Annotated in this window: 11 protein-coding genes; 5 read left to right on the top strand and 6 right to left on the bottom strand. The window is 56.9% G+C overall.

Annotated elements, in window-relative coordinates; translation table 11 throughout:
• The first annotated feature begins 127 nt into the window (after window positions 1-127).
• Both QP888_RS09435 and QP888_RS09430 read left to right on the top strand, forming a co-directional pair.
• Window positions 128-1,246 (top strand): ABC transporter substrate-binding protein, encoded by a 1,119-nt coding sequence (locus QP888_RS09435; RefSeq protein ID WP_284813309.1) that lies wholly within the window; start codon window positions 128-130, stop codon window positions 1,244-1,246.
• Between the two features lie 51 nt (window positions 1,247-1,297).
• Window positions 1,298-2,791, top strand: a complete 1,494-nt coding sequence (locus QP888_RS09430) for a DDE-type integrase/transposase/recombinase (RefSeq protein WP_284813308.1) — start codon at window positions 1,298-1,300, stop codon at window positions 2,789-2,791.
• A 129-nt stretch (window positions 2,792-2,920) separates the two neighbouring features.
• Here QP888_RS09430 and QP888_RS09425 read toward each other — a convergent pair whose 3' ends face one another.
• The 5 genes from QP888_RS09425 to upp all read right to left on the bottom strand — a co-directional run bounded on the left by QP888_RS09425 (window position 2,921) and on the right by upp (window position 10,623).
• Complete coding sequence (locus QP888_RS09425; protein ID WP_284813307.1) at window positions 2,921-6,349, bottom strand: pyruvate carboxylase; 3,429 nt, start codon at window positions 6,347-6,349, stop codon at window positions 2,921-2,923.
• 180 nt (window positions 6,350-6,529) lie between these two features.
• On the bottom strand, window positions 6,530-7,936 hold the full coding sequence (locus tag QP888_RS09420; protein WP_284813335.1) for an NAD(P)H-quinone dehydrogenase: 1,407 nt from the start codon (window positions 7,934-7,936) through the stop codon (window positions 6,530-6,532).
• 152 nt (window positions 7,937-8,088) lie between these two features.
• Window positions 8,089-9,279: an amidohydrolase gene (locus QP888_RS09415; RefSeq protein ID WP_284813306.1), complete on the bottom strand. Its 1,191-nt coding sequence runs from the start codon at window positions 9,277-9,279 to the stop codon at window positions 8,089-8,091.
• Between the two features lie 179 nt (window positions 9,280-9,458).
• Window positions 9,459-9,896 (bottom strand): helix-turn-helix domain-containing protein, encoded by a 438-nt coding sequence (locus QP888_RS09410; RefSeq protein WP_284813305.1) that lies wholly within the window; start codon window positions 9,894-9,896, stop codon window positions 9,459-9,461.
• A 91-nt stretch (window positions 9,897-9,987) separates the two neighbouring features.
• Window positions 9,988-10,623, bottom strand: a complete 636-nt coding sequence (gene upp / locus QP888_RS09405; protein ID WP_284813304.1) for a uracil phosphoribosyltransferase — start codon at window positions 10,621-10,623, stop codon at window positions 9,988-9,990.
• A gap of 132 nt (window positions 10,624-10,755) precedes the next feature.
• Between upp and QP888_RS09400 the strand changes: the two genes are divergently transcribed.
• The 3 genes from QP888_RS09400 to QP888_RS09390 all read left to right on the top strand — a co-directional run bounded on the left by QP888_RS09400 (window position 10,756) and on the right by QP888_RS09390 (window position 13,406).
• On the top strand, window positions 10,756-11,085 hold the full coding sequence (locus QP888_RS09400; protein WP_284813303.1) for a hypothetical protein: 330 nt from the start codon (window positions 10,756-10,758) through the stop codon (window positions 11,083-11,085).
• Window positions 11,082-12,038 (top strand): C40 family peptidase, encoded by a 957-nt coding sequence (locus QP888_RS09395; protein WP_284813302.1) that lies wholly within the window; start codon window positions 11,082-11,084, stop codon window positions 12,036-12,038. Before QP888_RS09400 ends, QP888_RS09395 begins: the two co-directional genes overlap by 4 nt.
• 117 nt (window positions 12,039-12,155) lie before the next feature.
• Entirely contained in the window at window positions 12,156-13,406 is a 1,251-nt protein-coding gene (locus QP888_RS09390) for a SatS C-terminal domain-containing protein (RefSeq protein WP_284813300.1), read from the top strand.
• A gap of 8 nt (window positions 13,407-13,414) precedes the next feature.
• On the opposite strand, the gene QP888_RS09385 is transcribed toward QP888_RS09390, so the two are convergent.
• Window positions 13,415-14,443, bottom strand: a complete 1,029-nt coding sequence (locus QP888_RS09385) for an amidohydrolase family protein (protein ID WP_284813299.1) — start codon at window positions 14,441-14,443, stop codon at window positions 13,415-13,417.
• Window positions 14,444-14,546 lie beyond the last annotated feature (103 nt).

Here is a 14,546-nt window from a genome sequence, read left to right as displayed (position 1 = left end):
TCACAATAACTTATAAAGTTGACTATGCTAACCTATTGGCCGTAATAAGGGTAGACTAACAACACCGTACGCTAGTTCGGCGTTTCTGGTCTGCACTTCAGTTTTGCGACCAGGAGGTACAGCCACAATGCCAGCATCCCCACTGCCCGAAGCAGCAGCAGTTTCCTCACCACTTCCCCACAGGCAATTCTCCCCACGCCCAACGTCGATAAGCAGCCAATCGCTCGGCAGCCCATTCCACAGCCGGAAGGCCAGAAGCGCATTCCTCGCAGTCGCCTGCAGCTTGGGGCTACTGACTGCATGTACCGCACCAGGCGATGATTCTGCGCACTCCAGCCAGAATACAACCACCGGCACTGCAGACAGCACATTCAAACCTGCAGAATCGTCTGCTACACGGACAATTTCGCACGCAATGGGATCGACGGAGCTGGGCGAAGAAATTACCACCGTTGCAGCACTCGACCGCACGGTATTGGACCCAGCTATCGCTCTAGGCTTGCACGTCGTTGGCTTCACCGAGCTCCAAGGGGACAGCGGAATCCCTGCTTATTTCGGCGATGATGGCGAGAAATACGCAGGTGACGCGGTCTCGGTTGGTGAACTTAGTGACCCGTCATTAGAGAAAGTCGCTGCGCTGAAACCCGATGCGATCTTGTCGTCGAAAGTCCGGCATGAAGATCTCTACGAACGGATGAGCAGCATCGCGCCGACGGTTTTTTCTGATTCTGGAGGCCATGGCTGGAAAGACAGCTTGCGCCTGGTAAGTGAAGTAGCGGATAAATCCGAAAAAGCCGACGAGCTCATCACCGACTACGAAGAGCGTGCTGCGCGCATCGGTGATCGCGTACGCGAAAAGCTCGGGAAAAACCCTAGCGTGACGTCCGTGCGATTCGTCGATGGGCCGACCCGGATCTATAAAGACGACAGCTATATCGGGGTGATCTTTGCCGATCTCGGCTTCGCACGAAATGACGCTTCCACCGGCACTGGGTTCAGCACCGAAATTTCCGCAGAAGAAATCGCCAAAGCGGATGCAGACTACATCTTTACCAGCGCGTATGGCGACAACGATGGCGAAGCCGCAAAGACACAAGAAGAATTCCAGCGCAATCCGCTCTGGAACCAACTGAAAGGTGAGATCCACGATGTCGACGACACCATTTGGATGAGCGCCGTCGGCATTTATGGAGCAAACGAAGTACTCGACGATATCGCCGAGTACTTCGAAGTGGACGCAGACTAGCTGTGTGATGTCTAACGACTTTTTGGACTCTGGCTTGTTGACAATGTGGGGATGGCAATTCCCATTACTCTCCGCAAAAAGATAGCGCATTTCGACCCCATCCGTGAGGGCATCACGGTCCAGCAGTTCTGCAAGAACATCGGCGTATCAAAGCAGACGTACTACAACATCAAAGCACGTATCGCCGAACGCGGGCGGGCTGGCATCGTGCCCGACAGCACGGCACCGCTGAACCCACGACGGGTCTACGATGACAAAAATCGACAACAAGTCCTGCAAGCTCGCGGTACGTTAAAAGCCCGCGGCCAAGACTGCGGCCCATGGTCAATCTTCTACTTCTTCCTCGACGAACTCGGCTACGACCAACCACCGTCACGAGCTTTAATCGCACAATGGTTGCACGAGGCTGGCGTCGCTGACATCAATGCACGTAAACGACCGCGTAAGTCCTACAGGCACTTTGCCAGGGGCGAAGTCAATGAACTGTGGCAGATCGATGCGTTTACCTACAGACTCTTCGATGTGCCTCACACGCAAGTAACTATCTACCAAGTCGTCGACGATACCAGCCGCTTCGACGTCGGCTCCCAAGCTTTTGGAACTCCAGAAAACGGCACCGATGCCCGCATCACGCTAAGTGGAGCCATTGATGCTTACGGACTTCCCCAAGAAGTCCTCTCTGACAACGGTGAGGCCTTTGCCACCTACCATCGCGGCCGGCTGTCGCAAACCGAACGCTGGCTCGCCAGCCTGGGAGTTCAATCAAGTGCAGGCTTTGCTCCCACGACGCAAGGCAAAGACGAGCGATCGCACCAAACCATGACCAGGTTTTTGGATGCTCGTACCCCAACGACGCTGGCGCAGGTCCAACAGCTGATTGTCGACTACCGCAACTTCTACAACACACGCCGTCGCCACCAAGGACTTCTCAAAGGCAAGATGCACATCACCCCAGCCCAAGCCTGGGAGATTATCTCGCATGCCCAGCCACCGACGCAGCCGATTGACCCAGATGTTTTATGGACAAAAATCACGAAACAATATCACCGGATTCACCCCGACAACCAAGCAGATGCCTTAGCAGCCGAGACAGTGGTCACGACAGATAATACCCTGCCTGAAGTTGCAGCTTCAGACAGAACACCAAGTAACGACACTCAGGCGATCCAGCAAGATACACCCCATGCCGATTCCTCAACCGTAATGCCAAGCTCTACCGGTGTACATGCACTCTGGCCTATCCCGGACAAGCTGTGGATCAACAAAAGCGGGGCGGTACGCGTTATAGGACGCGGCCTCTACGTCGGGCTGCGCTTCAAAAATCGAGCCATCTACAGCAGCGTAGCCGATGACTATGTGGAATTTTTTACTGATCACGACGGTGAGAAACTGTTGTCATTTCCGCTACCAATCCAACTGAATCAGCGTCCACCCGGCGGTCACATCAACATAAACCACGTTGTCGGCATGTGGCACCGACAACCCCCAGAGCTAAAACCCAACCTCTCTGGGCCACGGCCAAGCCGCCGGAAGAAGCCAAGCTAGCACCAGTACAAAAACTCTGTGGACTCCCCGTCCAAAAAGCGGGGAGACTCCGCGTCCACAAAGTCCCTAGACTCCGAGTCCAAAAAGTAGCTGGACTCCAAGTCCAAAAACCTCATGGACATAACAGCACTAGTCTTCTTTGATCACGACGATCAAGTCGCCACCTTCAACGCTCGTCGCCTGCCCCATAGCGACGCGCTCGATAGTGCCGTCGACGGTGGCAGAGATTTGGGCTTCCATCTTCATCGCCTCAATAATGGCCACTTCATCGCCAGCAGAAACCTTGTCACCAACCTGTGCGGTTGGGTTCACCACACCAGCGAACGGTGCGGCAACATGGCCTGGGTTAGACTTATCAGCCTTTTCCACCGAAGCTACCGAGGATTCCACGGATTGATCTCGGACCTTGATCGGACGGATCTGCCCGTTGACGTTCATCACGACATTGCAGATACCCTTTTCGTCCGGATCACCCACGGCATCCAGACGCACCACCATGGATGGCGGGGTAAAGCCGGTCTCATCCGGTGCGAAGTGCAAGACGGTCTCTTCGCCTTCCACCAAGCCGTAGAAGAACACGCGATCGTCCAATGCCGAGGTATCACCAAAGCGACGTTTGAATTCGGCGAATTCTTCGACCTGCTTCGGGAACAGAAGTCGGTCCAATCCATTGCGCCGTACCCACTTGTCGTCGTCGGCAAGCGCTTTTTCTTCTGCCTCCGGTACTTCAGTCAACTGCGGTTTCGATTCGGAACGGCCCGCCAGCGCCTTATCCTTCAGCTCTGGCCAACCAGCCGGTGGCGTGCCCAGCTCACCGCGTAAAAAGGCAATAACGGAATCTGGAATGTCGTACTTCTGCGGATCAGCAGCGAAGTCTTCTGGCGAGACGTTGGCGCCCACCAGGTGCAACGCCAAATCGCCAACCACCTTCGATGATGGTGTCACCTTCGTTGGGCGACCCAGCATCTCGTTGACGGCAGCGTAGGTGTCTTCGATGAGCTCGAAGCGATCGGCCAGCCCCAGAGCGCTGGCCTGCGTACGCAGGTTGGACAGCTGGCCACCCGGAATTTCGTGCTTGTACACGCGGCCAGTTGGACCAGGGATACCGGACTCGAATGGCGCGTAAACTTGGCGCACTGCTTCCCAGTATGGTTCCAGATCACCCACGGCCCGCAGGTCCAGTCCGGTGTCACGCTCGGTGTTTTCAAAGGCTGCAACAATCGCCGACAGCGACGGCTGCGAGGTGGTGCCAGCCAGTGGTGCCGAAGCACCATCGACGGCATCAGCACCCGCATTGGCTGCTGCCAGGTAGGTAGCCAACTGACCACCCGCGGTGTCGTGGGTGTGCACGTGCACCGGCAAGTCGAAGTTTTTCCGTAGCTCAGTAATCAGCTTGGTGGCTGCGGCAGGGCGCAACAGACCAGCCATGTCTTTGATAGCCAGAACATGTGCACCCGATTTCACAATCTCTTCTGCCAGGCGCAGATAGTAATCCAGGGTGTAAATGTTTTCTTTCGGCGAGGTCATATCACCCGAATACGCCATGGCAACCTCTGCGACCGACTTGTTGGTCTCCAAGACAGCGTCGATAGCCGGGCGCATTTGCGAGACATCATTCAACGCATCGAAGATACGGAAGATGTCGATACCAGAATCAGAAGCCTCCTGCACGAAAGCCTTGGCGACGGCATCGGGGTACGGGGTATAACCCACCGTATTGCGACCGCGCAACAGCATCTGCAGGTTGATGTTCGGCATTTCTTTGCGCAGCAGATCCAGGCGCTGCCACGGGTCTTCGTGCAAGAAGCGCATGGACACGTCGTAGGTGGCGCCACCCCAGGCTTCCACGGAATACAAGTCTGGTGTCATGCGTGCGACGTGCTGGGCTGCGGCGAACAGCGTGGAGGTACGCACGCGTGTAGCCAGCAACGATTGGTGTGCGTCGCGGAAGGTGGTATCAGTGACCGCCAGCGCATCTTGCTCACGAATGGACTTCGCGAAACCTTCGGGGCCCAACTCCAGCAGACGATCACGCGAACCCTTCGGGATCTCCGGTGCCAGCGTCTTCGGCAGCTTGTCGAAAGCGCGCAATGCGGTGGGGCGCTCACCGTGCGGCTTATTCACGGTCATATCCGCGATGTATTCCAGAATGCGGCCCGGTTCATCGTCAGCCGGTGGAGCTTCCAGCAAATGCGGGTGATCTGCGATGAAACCGGTGTTGATGCGCTCATTGGCGAATTCCGGCTCCCTCAGCAGGGCGCGTAGGAAGCCGATATTCGTGGACACACCGGTAACGGTGAATTCGTTCAGTGCCCGCTGCGCGCGAGCAACCGCGATCTGGAAATCCGCCCCGCGGCAGGTCATTTTCACCAGCAGCGAATCGAAGTTCGGGGTGATTTCTGCACCAACAGAGGTAGCACCGTCGAGACGCACACCTGCACCACCCGGGGAACGGTACGACGAGACCGTGCCGGTATCTGGGCGGAAGCCGTTGGCAGGATCCTCAGTGGTAATACGGCACTGCAGCGCGGCACCGGATAATGTGATGGCATCTTGGGTGAGACCGAGTTGCTCCAGAGTAGCTCCAGCGGCAATGTGCATCTGCGATTTCACAATGTCAACCGAGGTCACTTCCTCAGTGACGGTGTGCTCGACCTGCACACGTGGGTTCATCTCGATGAAGACGTGCTTGCCGTTTTCGTCGACAAGAAACTCGACGGTACCGGCGCCCTCGTAGTTAATGTGCTCACAGAAACGCACCGCATCGGCACAGATCTTTTCGCGCAGCTCGGCATCCAGGAATTGTGCCGGGGCGATCTCAACGACTTTCTGGTGGCGGCGCTGCAGCGAGCAGTCACGCTCGTACAGGTGGACGACGTTGCCCTGCGAATCCGCCAACACCTGCACCTCAATGTGCTGAGGTTTAATCACCGCAGTTTCCAGATACACGTTGGCATCACCAAAGGCGGCTTCGGCCTCACGGGATGCCTCTGCAATCTTGGTGCGCAGCTCTTTCTCGTTTTTCACAAAGCGCATACCGCGTCCGCCGCCACCAGCCACGGCCTTAACAAACAGCGGGTAGTCAAACTCCGAAGAATATTCCACCAGCGTGTCGACGTCTGACGACGGCTTAGAGTCCTTCAGCGTCGGCAAGCCAGCCTCTTCTGCAGCATGCACAGCGGCGGACTTGTCACCAGTCAGGTGCAAAGTGTCCTCAGTGGGACCGATGAACTTGATGCCGTTTTCTGCACACTTACGCGCCAAATCCGCGCGCTCAGAAAGGAAACCATAACCCGGGTAAACAGCGTCCGCGCCGGATTTTTTCGCAGCACGGATGATTTCGTCGACGTCCAGATAAGCCTTGACCGGCTGGGCTTCAGCACCAATGCGCACTGCTTCATCAGCAAAAGCGCGGTGGAACGAGTTGCGGTCCTCTTTCGGATACACCGCGACGGTACGCGCCCCGGTTTCGAAAGCGGCTCGGAATGCGCGAACGGCAATCTCACCGCGGTTAGCGACCAGAACTTTGTTGAAGGCTGGCAAGCCTGACTGTGCCACGTCAACTTCCTTTCGGATATATACAAGAGAAATCACCCAACCGGCACCCTCGTATTTAGGCATACAACACACAGGCGCCTGGGTAATCTAGGTCTCAATATACTAAACCCGCCGTGGGGCACGGCGGGTGGGGTGATAACTCGACAGATATTGCGGAATCTGGCGCTAGCGAATTCGGCTTTAGGTCAGCGTATCTGGCGCAATCAGGCGACGCGCGGCCTCGGTAATCGAGCCGGACAGCGATGGGTACACGGCAAACGAATCAGCCAGATCCGTCACAGTGAGGTTATTCGCCACTGCAACAGCGATCGGCAAAATCAATTCTGAGGCGTGCGGGGCGACGACGACACCACCAATGACCAAGTCCGACTGCCCACGGCAGAAGATCTTGACAAAACCGTGGCGCAGCGAACGCATCTTGGCGCGCGGATTGGTGTGCAGTGGCAGTTTGAACTTGCGGGCCAGCACTTCCCCGTCTTCGATTTCTTTTTCTGTCACCCCCACAGCAGCAATTTCTGGACGGGTGAACACCGCGGTAGCCACAGTCTTCAAACGCAGCGGAGAAACGCCTTCGCCCAGCGCGTGATACGCCGCAATGCGCCCCTGCATGGCAGCCACCGACGCTAGTGGGAACAAATTCGAGCAGTCACCAGCGGCGTAAACGTTGGGCACGTTGGTGCGCGAGACGCGATCCACCATGATGTGTCCGGATTTTTCCATCTCCACGCCCAAGCGTTCCAAGCCCATATTGGAGGTATTCGGGATGGAACCGATCGACAGCAGCGCGTGCGAGCCGTGGATTTCGCGGCCGTCGTCGGTAATGACGACCACGCCTTCCCCGCCTTCACCGTCAGTGCGCTTGATCTCGGAAACACGCGCATGCTTTTCCAACTCCACACCGCGTTCTGCCAGAACTTCCTCAAGGGTATCGGCGGCGTCGGCGTCGTCATGCGGCAAAATGCGATCACGAGAGGCCACCATCGTGACCTTGACGTCCAGCTCAGAAAACGCGGAGACGAACTCAGCACCAGTGACACCTGAGCCCACCACGATGAGGTGTTCTGGTAGCTCTTCCAAGTTGTAAATCTGCTGCCAGGTCAAAATGCGCTCACCATCCGGCTGCGCGCCCGGCAGAATCCGTGGGCTCGCACCGGTAGCCAAAAGCACCAGGTCACACGGAATAAGTTCTTCGCGGCCGTCTTCGTTATGGGTCGCGGTAACCAAGTGGGTGACACCAGAAACCATTTCTTCGAAGCTGGCGCGGCCCTTAATCACGCGAACCCCCAGCTCTTCCAGGCCTTCAGCAATATCAGCAGACTGCTCGTTGGCCAGCACCTGCACACGCTCGTTCAGGGCTTTCACCGAAAGGTTCGTTTCACCGATACCTTCGTTCAGACCCATGTCGTCGGCACGACGCAAGTCGGTTTTAATATTCGCGCCGGCAATAAATGATTTCGACGGAACACAGTCCAGCAGCACCGAGTTGCCGCCCGGAGCCAGATCATCGATCAACGTCACTTTGGCCCCATATTTGGTAGCCGCCGAGGCTGCTTCATACCCGGCTGGTCCGCCGCCTATGATGACCATTCGCTTTGCGGTGTGAGACACGCGGGCTCCTTACACTCTCATCAAAAATTTTGTGCAGTCTTGGGTTTCGTCATAATTTGCTCCTCGCCACACGCCCGCACACCTGATTTGGTGCACAAAACTTTGCGGCGAAGATTACACTTTCAGCCATTCTAACGTGCTTGGGCTTCGTAACGCGCAACGATGCCTGCGAACAGACGGATTCCCACAGACACCGAGCGCTCATCAGGGTCGAAATTGCCTTGGTGCAGATCCTGCATCTCGCCAGTTCCGGACCAACAGCCCAACCGCGCCATCGAGCCTGGCACGTGTTCGAGATACCAGGAGAAATCTTCGCCTCCCGACGACTGCGGCGCCTGCACCGCAGCGTGCGGATCAATGCTGGTCACTGCTTCTGTCAGCAGCGCGGTGGCGACTTCGTCATTGAGCACTGGTGGCACGCCCTGATCATGCGTAACGACGTAATCAACTCCCGTCGGGGCCAGGATCTCGCCAATAATCTCCGATAGCTCCCGGCGCAACCACCGCCACACGCTGATATCCGCGGTACGCAGCGTGCCCATCACAGAGCCTTGTTCCGGGATCGCGTTCGGGGCAAAACCGGCATGAATAGCGCCAAAAACCACGACGGTGCCGGTGCGCGGATCAACCCGGCGCGAAAGCACCGCCGGTAATTCAGTCACGAGTTTGCCCAGCGCATAAACGACGTCGCTGGTGAGATGCGGGCGTGAGGTGTGGCCGCCAGTACCAGAGACCGAAATTTCAATAACGTCGGAAGCCGAGGTGATTGCACCGGTGCGGATGCCGATTTGGCCAACTTTCAATTTTGGTTCAGCGTGGACTGCATACAACGCAGATACGCCCGCAAGTGCACCCCACTCAATGACATTGACCGCGCCACCGGTCATGACCTCTTCTGCGGGCTGGAAAATGACACGTACCCCGAAGCTCAAAGCACCCGGATAGGCGTTGGTCAACTGCCCCAATGCGCATGCCAAACCCAAAGCTACGGTGGTGTGGATGTCGTGGCCACAAGAATGCGAAACCCCATCAATCTGCGAGGCAAATTCAACACCAGTGAGTTCTTGGATCGGTAGCGCGTCAATATCGGCGCGGAAGCCCAAGCGCCCTTTTCCGTAGTCATCACCGATATCCACGTATAGGCCGGTTTCTGGGAAGCGATGCGGCTGCAGGCCATATTCTTCTAATACGCCACAGAGGAAATCCGTGGTGGCGTGCTCTTTGTGTGAAAGGTCCGGGTTGCGGTGAATGTGACGCCGCCAGCCGATCACCTCGTCGTGGTGGTGCTCGATCCACTCAGCAACGAACGAGGCAATGTCCATTAACCCGATCCTTTCTTCAGCTATTTCACGCTCTTAGTTTTCTGAGTCTTATTTTCTCAGTTTTCTGAGCCTTGTATTCTGTGTCTTTTATTCTGTGTCTTGCAGGCACCTAAATGCGGCTGCCAGTCATTAGTCATGCCGTAGTTTACGACATGAGTGCAGATTATACGCGGTTGCAGCTACAGGCCGGTGTCGTCGGCATGCTGGTCTGTTGATCGGTTCTGGAAACCAGCAAATTTCGGCAGCTCGTTAGCTCGCGCACGCGTTAGATAACCCGAACTAAACGGCGCGGTATCGACCTCATCAACAGGCCACACCCTGCGCAGATGCGGCGTACTTGCCGTACAAGGCCCGTCGATTAACGCATCGGCTTGCGGCAGCAAGACCCCAGGCGGGACGTAGAGAATTTGGGCCAGTTTATAGACGGTGGACAGCTGTGGGTCACAGGCTTTCACGCCGGATTCGTTGCGCTCCAAGTTAGAGATCACCGTGCGCGACAGCCCAGATAATTGCGCCAGCCTGGCCTGCGAAAGACCACGCATTTTCCGCAAAGCGCGCAGGTTATTCGCCAGTGCATGGCCAAAACTCGCCCAATACCAACGGTGGTATTGCCCCATTGCAGATCCTCCCCGAAATCCCCCGAAATCACATGCAATGAGGCCTAGCTTACAGGTCGATGCTTACAGGTACATGCTTACAGGTCGATGTTTAGAGCTCGATATTACGCGGACCATACAAGCGGTCGCCTGCGTCGCCAAGCCCTGGAACGATATACGCATTGTCGTTGAGTTCCGGATCAATCGCCGCGGTAACCAAGCGAACCGGTAAACCGGAATCCTGGAGCGCCTGCACGCCAGGTTGCGCCGAGACAATGCACACCGCGGTGATATCACGCGCGCCGCGGTCTGCCAACAATCGCAACGAATGCAACAGGGAGCCGCCAGTGGCCAACATGGGATCAACAAGAAAAACCGTGCGGCCGCTGAGATCGTCGGGAAGTGCTTCCAGGTACGGCACGGGCTCGTGGGTGTCCTCATCGCGGGCCATACCGATAAAACCGACCTGCGCATCCGGGATCATCGCCAAGGCCGGGTCCACCATGCCCAACCCGGCGCGAATGATTGGCACGATAATCGGTGGGTTCGACAGCCGGGTGCCGGTGGTGTCGGCGACCGGGGTGGTCAGGGTGAATTCGTCGACATCTAGGTTGCGGGCGGCTTCATAAACCAGCATGGAACCGAGATCTTTCAGGGCAGCACGGAAGGCGGCATTGTCGCTACGTTGATCGCGCAACAAGCTCAAGCGTGCGGCGGCCAGGGGGTGTTCTACCACGGTGATATCCATATACCTCATGCTATGCCATGGCGAAGTAGTTCCGGTGACTGTGCTCGGTGATGTTCGGTCATGCTCAGTGCATGCTCAGTGATGTTCGGGATCCGTCGGAACCATTTCGCGGATTGCACTGTCTAATGGACCATGACGACGTTTGCTTTAGATTATGACCACGCCACTGCACTAGCGAAGGATCTGGAACGCGCTGCCACACATGTGCGCGAACCCACTGCCCCACCTGTCGATCTCTCCGCGGCCGCTTATGCTGCTGGCTACCGGGATTTCCTCTCTGCGATGGAACGTGCCAGCTCCGTTACCGCCATGCAGTCACGCCAGTTAGCGCAACGTTTATACGCAGCAGCTGATTCTGGTTTTGCCATGGTGCGCGATGCTTCCTTGGCAGAAAATTCCACGATGGCTGGGATACATTCGCTTGCCGACGCCGTGCCTGCGGCTGAGGAGGTGCGCGGATGAGTGTTGTGGAAACCGTAAGCCGCATTAGCGAGTTAGTGCCCGCCCAGTTGGGTGATTATTCCATCCCCGTTATGCCGGATGTGTCTGCCGCCGGTGAATTAGCAGCGATCAGCGGGGCAAGCGCAGCCGATATCGACGCTGCAGCAACGCTGATTGATAGGCACAATCACCAGATCTCCGAGATCACCGGCGAGGCACAAGCGGCGATGAGCGCCACCGCAGAACAACTATTCGGAATAGGACAATCGTTTCTGCACCACGCCGCGCCAGTTGCGCTTTCTGCTTTGCAGCCAACCCCGGGTGCAGCCACCTCTGCTATCGCGCAGCTTGAAGCGGTGGCACGTACGCATATTGCCCAAGCAGAAGCGGTTGCAGGTAGGTTAGACGAAACGCTTTCCACCCTGGCGGGTCGGCTGCACAGTATTGCCGAAGAACCTTTTGCGCTTACCGAGGCACCAGCAGCAACCCAGGCCGCTGCAGCGACCTCCACTGCTGGCCCACCACCAGGCCCGACTCCCACCAGCGATGGCGGAACAGCTACCACTTCTGATCCCGCTTTCGCACCGGCAGCGGTAAACACACCCGCCCCGAGCGATGATGCCGGCGCTGAAGCTGGGCGCCAAGCCGTGGTTGCCGCGCGCGGCCAGCTGGGCACACCCTATGAATGGGGCGGGACCACCCCCGGAGTCGGTTTTGACTGCTCCGGGTTTACGCAATGGGCTTGGGGTCAAGCCGGTGTGGATATTCCACGGTTGGCGCATGAACAAGCCGTCGGCCAGCAGGTTTCTGCCAGTGAATTACGCGAAGGAGACCTGGCTGTCTGGGACGGGCATGTAGCCATGTACGCAGGAAACGGTGAACTGATTGAGGCCGGCAGCCCGGTTTCCACCTCACCACTGCGCACAAACAACCTGGATATGAATTTTCATGGTTTCTACCGGCCAACCGCGTAATGTGTCTACCGACCAACGGTCTAGCGTGTCTGCGGGCGTTCGCAGAACTGCGGGCCGACGGCACCGAAGGCACCAGGAAGGCACACTGTTGCACCACGTTCGCTAAACTTAGTGCCCATGAATAATCGCGCGATCATCCCGGTTTCCCTATCGCTGAGCAGCGGTGATTTTTATACCCTGTGGGCTCCGACCTGGAAAGAAAACGGCTCGCAGTGGGAAGCTTTCCTCGGCGACGACGACAACGTCCTGGTCTTTCCCACAGTGGCCGAAATGCTGGTGTATCTAGAAAACACCACCAAGCACGACCTTCGTGAGCACCCGAAATGGGAGAGTTTCGCGAAGCTTCCAGAATATCGAGCGCACCCAGAAGACCGCGACCACTACGACATCGTTGGGTTGCCGCACTACTTGGCCGACCGTCCGTCCTATGACGCAGTGGCAACCTCAGCCAAGATCTTGTCCATTACCAAGGCGCTGGGAAATGTCTGTACTGACGATGACACAATGATCTTCTTTTCCACCCACTCCGTGCTCAGCAATGTGCAACGCGGCGCTGATCACTACTCCGGAGACCATGGCCTTTCCGAGTGGTCATCAGTAGGGCGTGCGGTACTGTCAAACTGGAAAAAGATCGAATCCAACCTGGCAGAGAGCGTGCGCATCGTCGATGTCACCGAAGATTTCGACAGCGTGGATAAAGGCACGATCGCCGATGCAGAAAAACGCATCACTCACTCGAAAGAACAAGCCGACAAAGAACGCGCAGAGCGCGAAGAAGAGCGCAAACGCCAGGCTGAGGCTGCGGATCCGTATGATTCTTCGGCTTGGGCGGCGGCAGGCATCGACCCAATAAAAATCACCATCGACGGCAAATCCGTCTACACATTGCGCTGCTATCTGGACGGCGCGCCGATCTTTTTGGGGCGTTTCGGCACCATCAACACCTTCCCCACCGGCCGCCAATTGTTGCGCTGGATCATCGAAAATGACGAACACGATCTAGCAAAAGTTGCGACCTGGGAAGATATCGTCACCGCCGCTAATGCTGGTGAACTCGAGCTGACCGTCCACCGCGATAATGCCTACAGCTTCCGCGGTCTCACCGAGGACATGGAAAAAGGCCCCGAAGCCGTAGACATCCCACAGATGTCAGCCTGCTACGAATTACTTGCCGACGCCGCCGACTGGGCTGGCGACGATTCCATCAACTCCTATATGGTGGCCAACCCACGCTTCCAGGATTACCTGGGCTACATGCTGGGCTCGCAGCAAACCAGCGGCTACGTGCCGTCCAAGCCGTATACCGACCACTCAAAGGGGTGGCGCGGTTTGGAAGACATGCTGGTTAAGCGCTTCGCGAAATTCTAACCAGGCTTCTAATTAACCACAGCATCGCCCTCATCTTGTTCATCCGCATCATCTGGCTGGCGCAGTTCCGCGTCAGCCAGTTTTTCATAGCGCGGCAAAATCTGGGTCTCCATGAGCTGCTGACGCTCCGGCTCCGACAAAAAACTTGCCGCAACTGTCTTCGCAGTGAGGTCAAAAAATTCTTCCAGGCCATAACCGAAAGTTTCGGTCAACGCATTCATCACATCGGTGCAATTACCGGTTGCCACATCCCCGGCTGAAATCGTGCAACTAAAACCAAGCTGCTGAAACAACGGCAGCGGATGATCCGGTAACTCATCAACAGCTGCATCGCCCAACGAGTCGTCGGCAAGATCCCATACCGGTGTCATTTCTGCAGCAATGCCACGATCACGCACCCAACCAGAAATCTTTCCCGGCACGATGCCGGTCATATCTGCAGAAAAATCATCAACCAACGCCAACGGGCGCCCCAGGCGCAGCGCCCCCAGTTGCACGGCTGCGCCGATGGCTTCAATATCAGCAGCGCCGTCGATGGCAAACGGAAGAAAATTTTCGCGCAGCTTGGCACAGGCAGCTGCCAAAGCCGAGCCAGTAGCGCCTGGATTGGCATCATTGGAATTTCCAGAAAGCAGGAACACCACACCAGCCAAGTTCGGGTCGCCTTGTGCATGCAGCGCAAGCTCCGTCAACTCAGCGACGGCATCGCCGTCTGCGCGCACAACTGGCAGCAATCGCGCTCGGATTCCGTCCACCGCCACAGCATCCACAGCGGTGGCGAAGGCGTCGGCAAGCACAAAGTTATCGGTACAAAAATCCTCCACCACAACGCGTAATTCCAGGTACACCACATTGTCGTCGCGGTATTTTTGCACGGTGGACTGGATGTGTGCAGCCAGCTCCTCGCGTGTGGTCACTGCGGCACCGTCCTGGGTGCGGGTAGGCAACTGCTCATCGAGCGTGACTTTCGGGAGCCCACTGATCAACTGGGCAGCAAAATTTTTGTGCTCGGGGCTAATCGCAGGGGTCTCAATCATGCCCACGATGGTACCGCGCGAATTTCACGCGCTCAGTTTCTTCGCCCCGTCCAAATTCTGCGGCCCACCCAAACAAAAAGGCAACGCTGCCATAACAACGGCC

This window comes from Corynebacterium sp. MSK297 (assembly GCF_030232885.1).
In the GTDB taxonomy this organism is placed as follows: Bacteria; Actinomycetota; Actinomycetes; order Mycobacteriales; family Mycobacteriaceae; genus Corynebacterium.
Note: the sequence above shows the minus strand (reverse complement) of the source record. Positions and strands in the feature narration are given on the sequence as shown.

What these genes read in the sequence shown, in the direction of transcription:
- QP888_RS09435 (WP_284813309.1), top strand. Translation starts at nt 128, where the DNA reads ATGCCAGCATCCCCACTGCCCGAAGCAGCAGCAGTTTCCTCACCACTT.
- QP888_RS09430 (WP_284813308.1), top strand. Translation starts at nt 1,298, where the DNA reads ATGGCAATTCCCATTACTCTCCGCAAAAAGATAGCGCATTTCGACCCC.
- QP888_RS09420 (WP_284813335.1), bottom strand. Translation starts at nt 7,936, where the DNA reads ATGGTCATCATAGGCGGCGGACCAGCCGGGTATGAAGCAGCCTCGGCG.
- QP888_RS09415 (WP_284813306.1), bottom strand. Translation starts at nt 9,279, where the DNA reads ATGGACATTGCCTCGTTCGTTGCTGAGTGGATCGAGCACCACCACGAC.
- QP888_RS09410 (WP_284813305.1), bottom strand. Translation starts at nt 9,896, where the DNA reads ATGGGGCAATACCACCGTTGGTATTGGGCGAGTTTTGGCCATGCACTG.
- upp (WP_284813304.1), bottom strand. Translation starts at nt 10,623, where the DNA reads ATGGATATCACCGTGGTAGAACACCCCCTGGCCGCCGCACGCTTGAGC.
- QP888_RS09400 (WP_284813303.1), top strand. Translation starts at nt 10,756, where the DNA reads ATGACGACGTTTGCTTTAGATTATGACCACGCCACTGCACTAGCGAAG.
- QP888_RS09395 (WP_284813302.1), top strand. Translation starts at nt 11,082, where the DNA reads ATGAGTGTTGTGGAAACCGTAAGCCGCATTAGCGAGTTAGTGCCCGCC.
- QP888_RS09390 (WP_284813300.1), top strand. Translation starts at nt 12,156, where the DNA reads ATGAATAATCGCGCGATCATCCCGGTTTCCCTATCGCTGAGCAGCGGT.
- QP888_RS09385 (WP_284813299.1), bottom strand. Translation starts at nt 14,443, where the DNA reads ATGATTGAGACCCCTGCGATTAGCCCCGAGCACAAAAATTTTGCTGCC.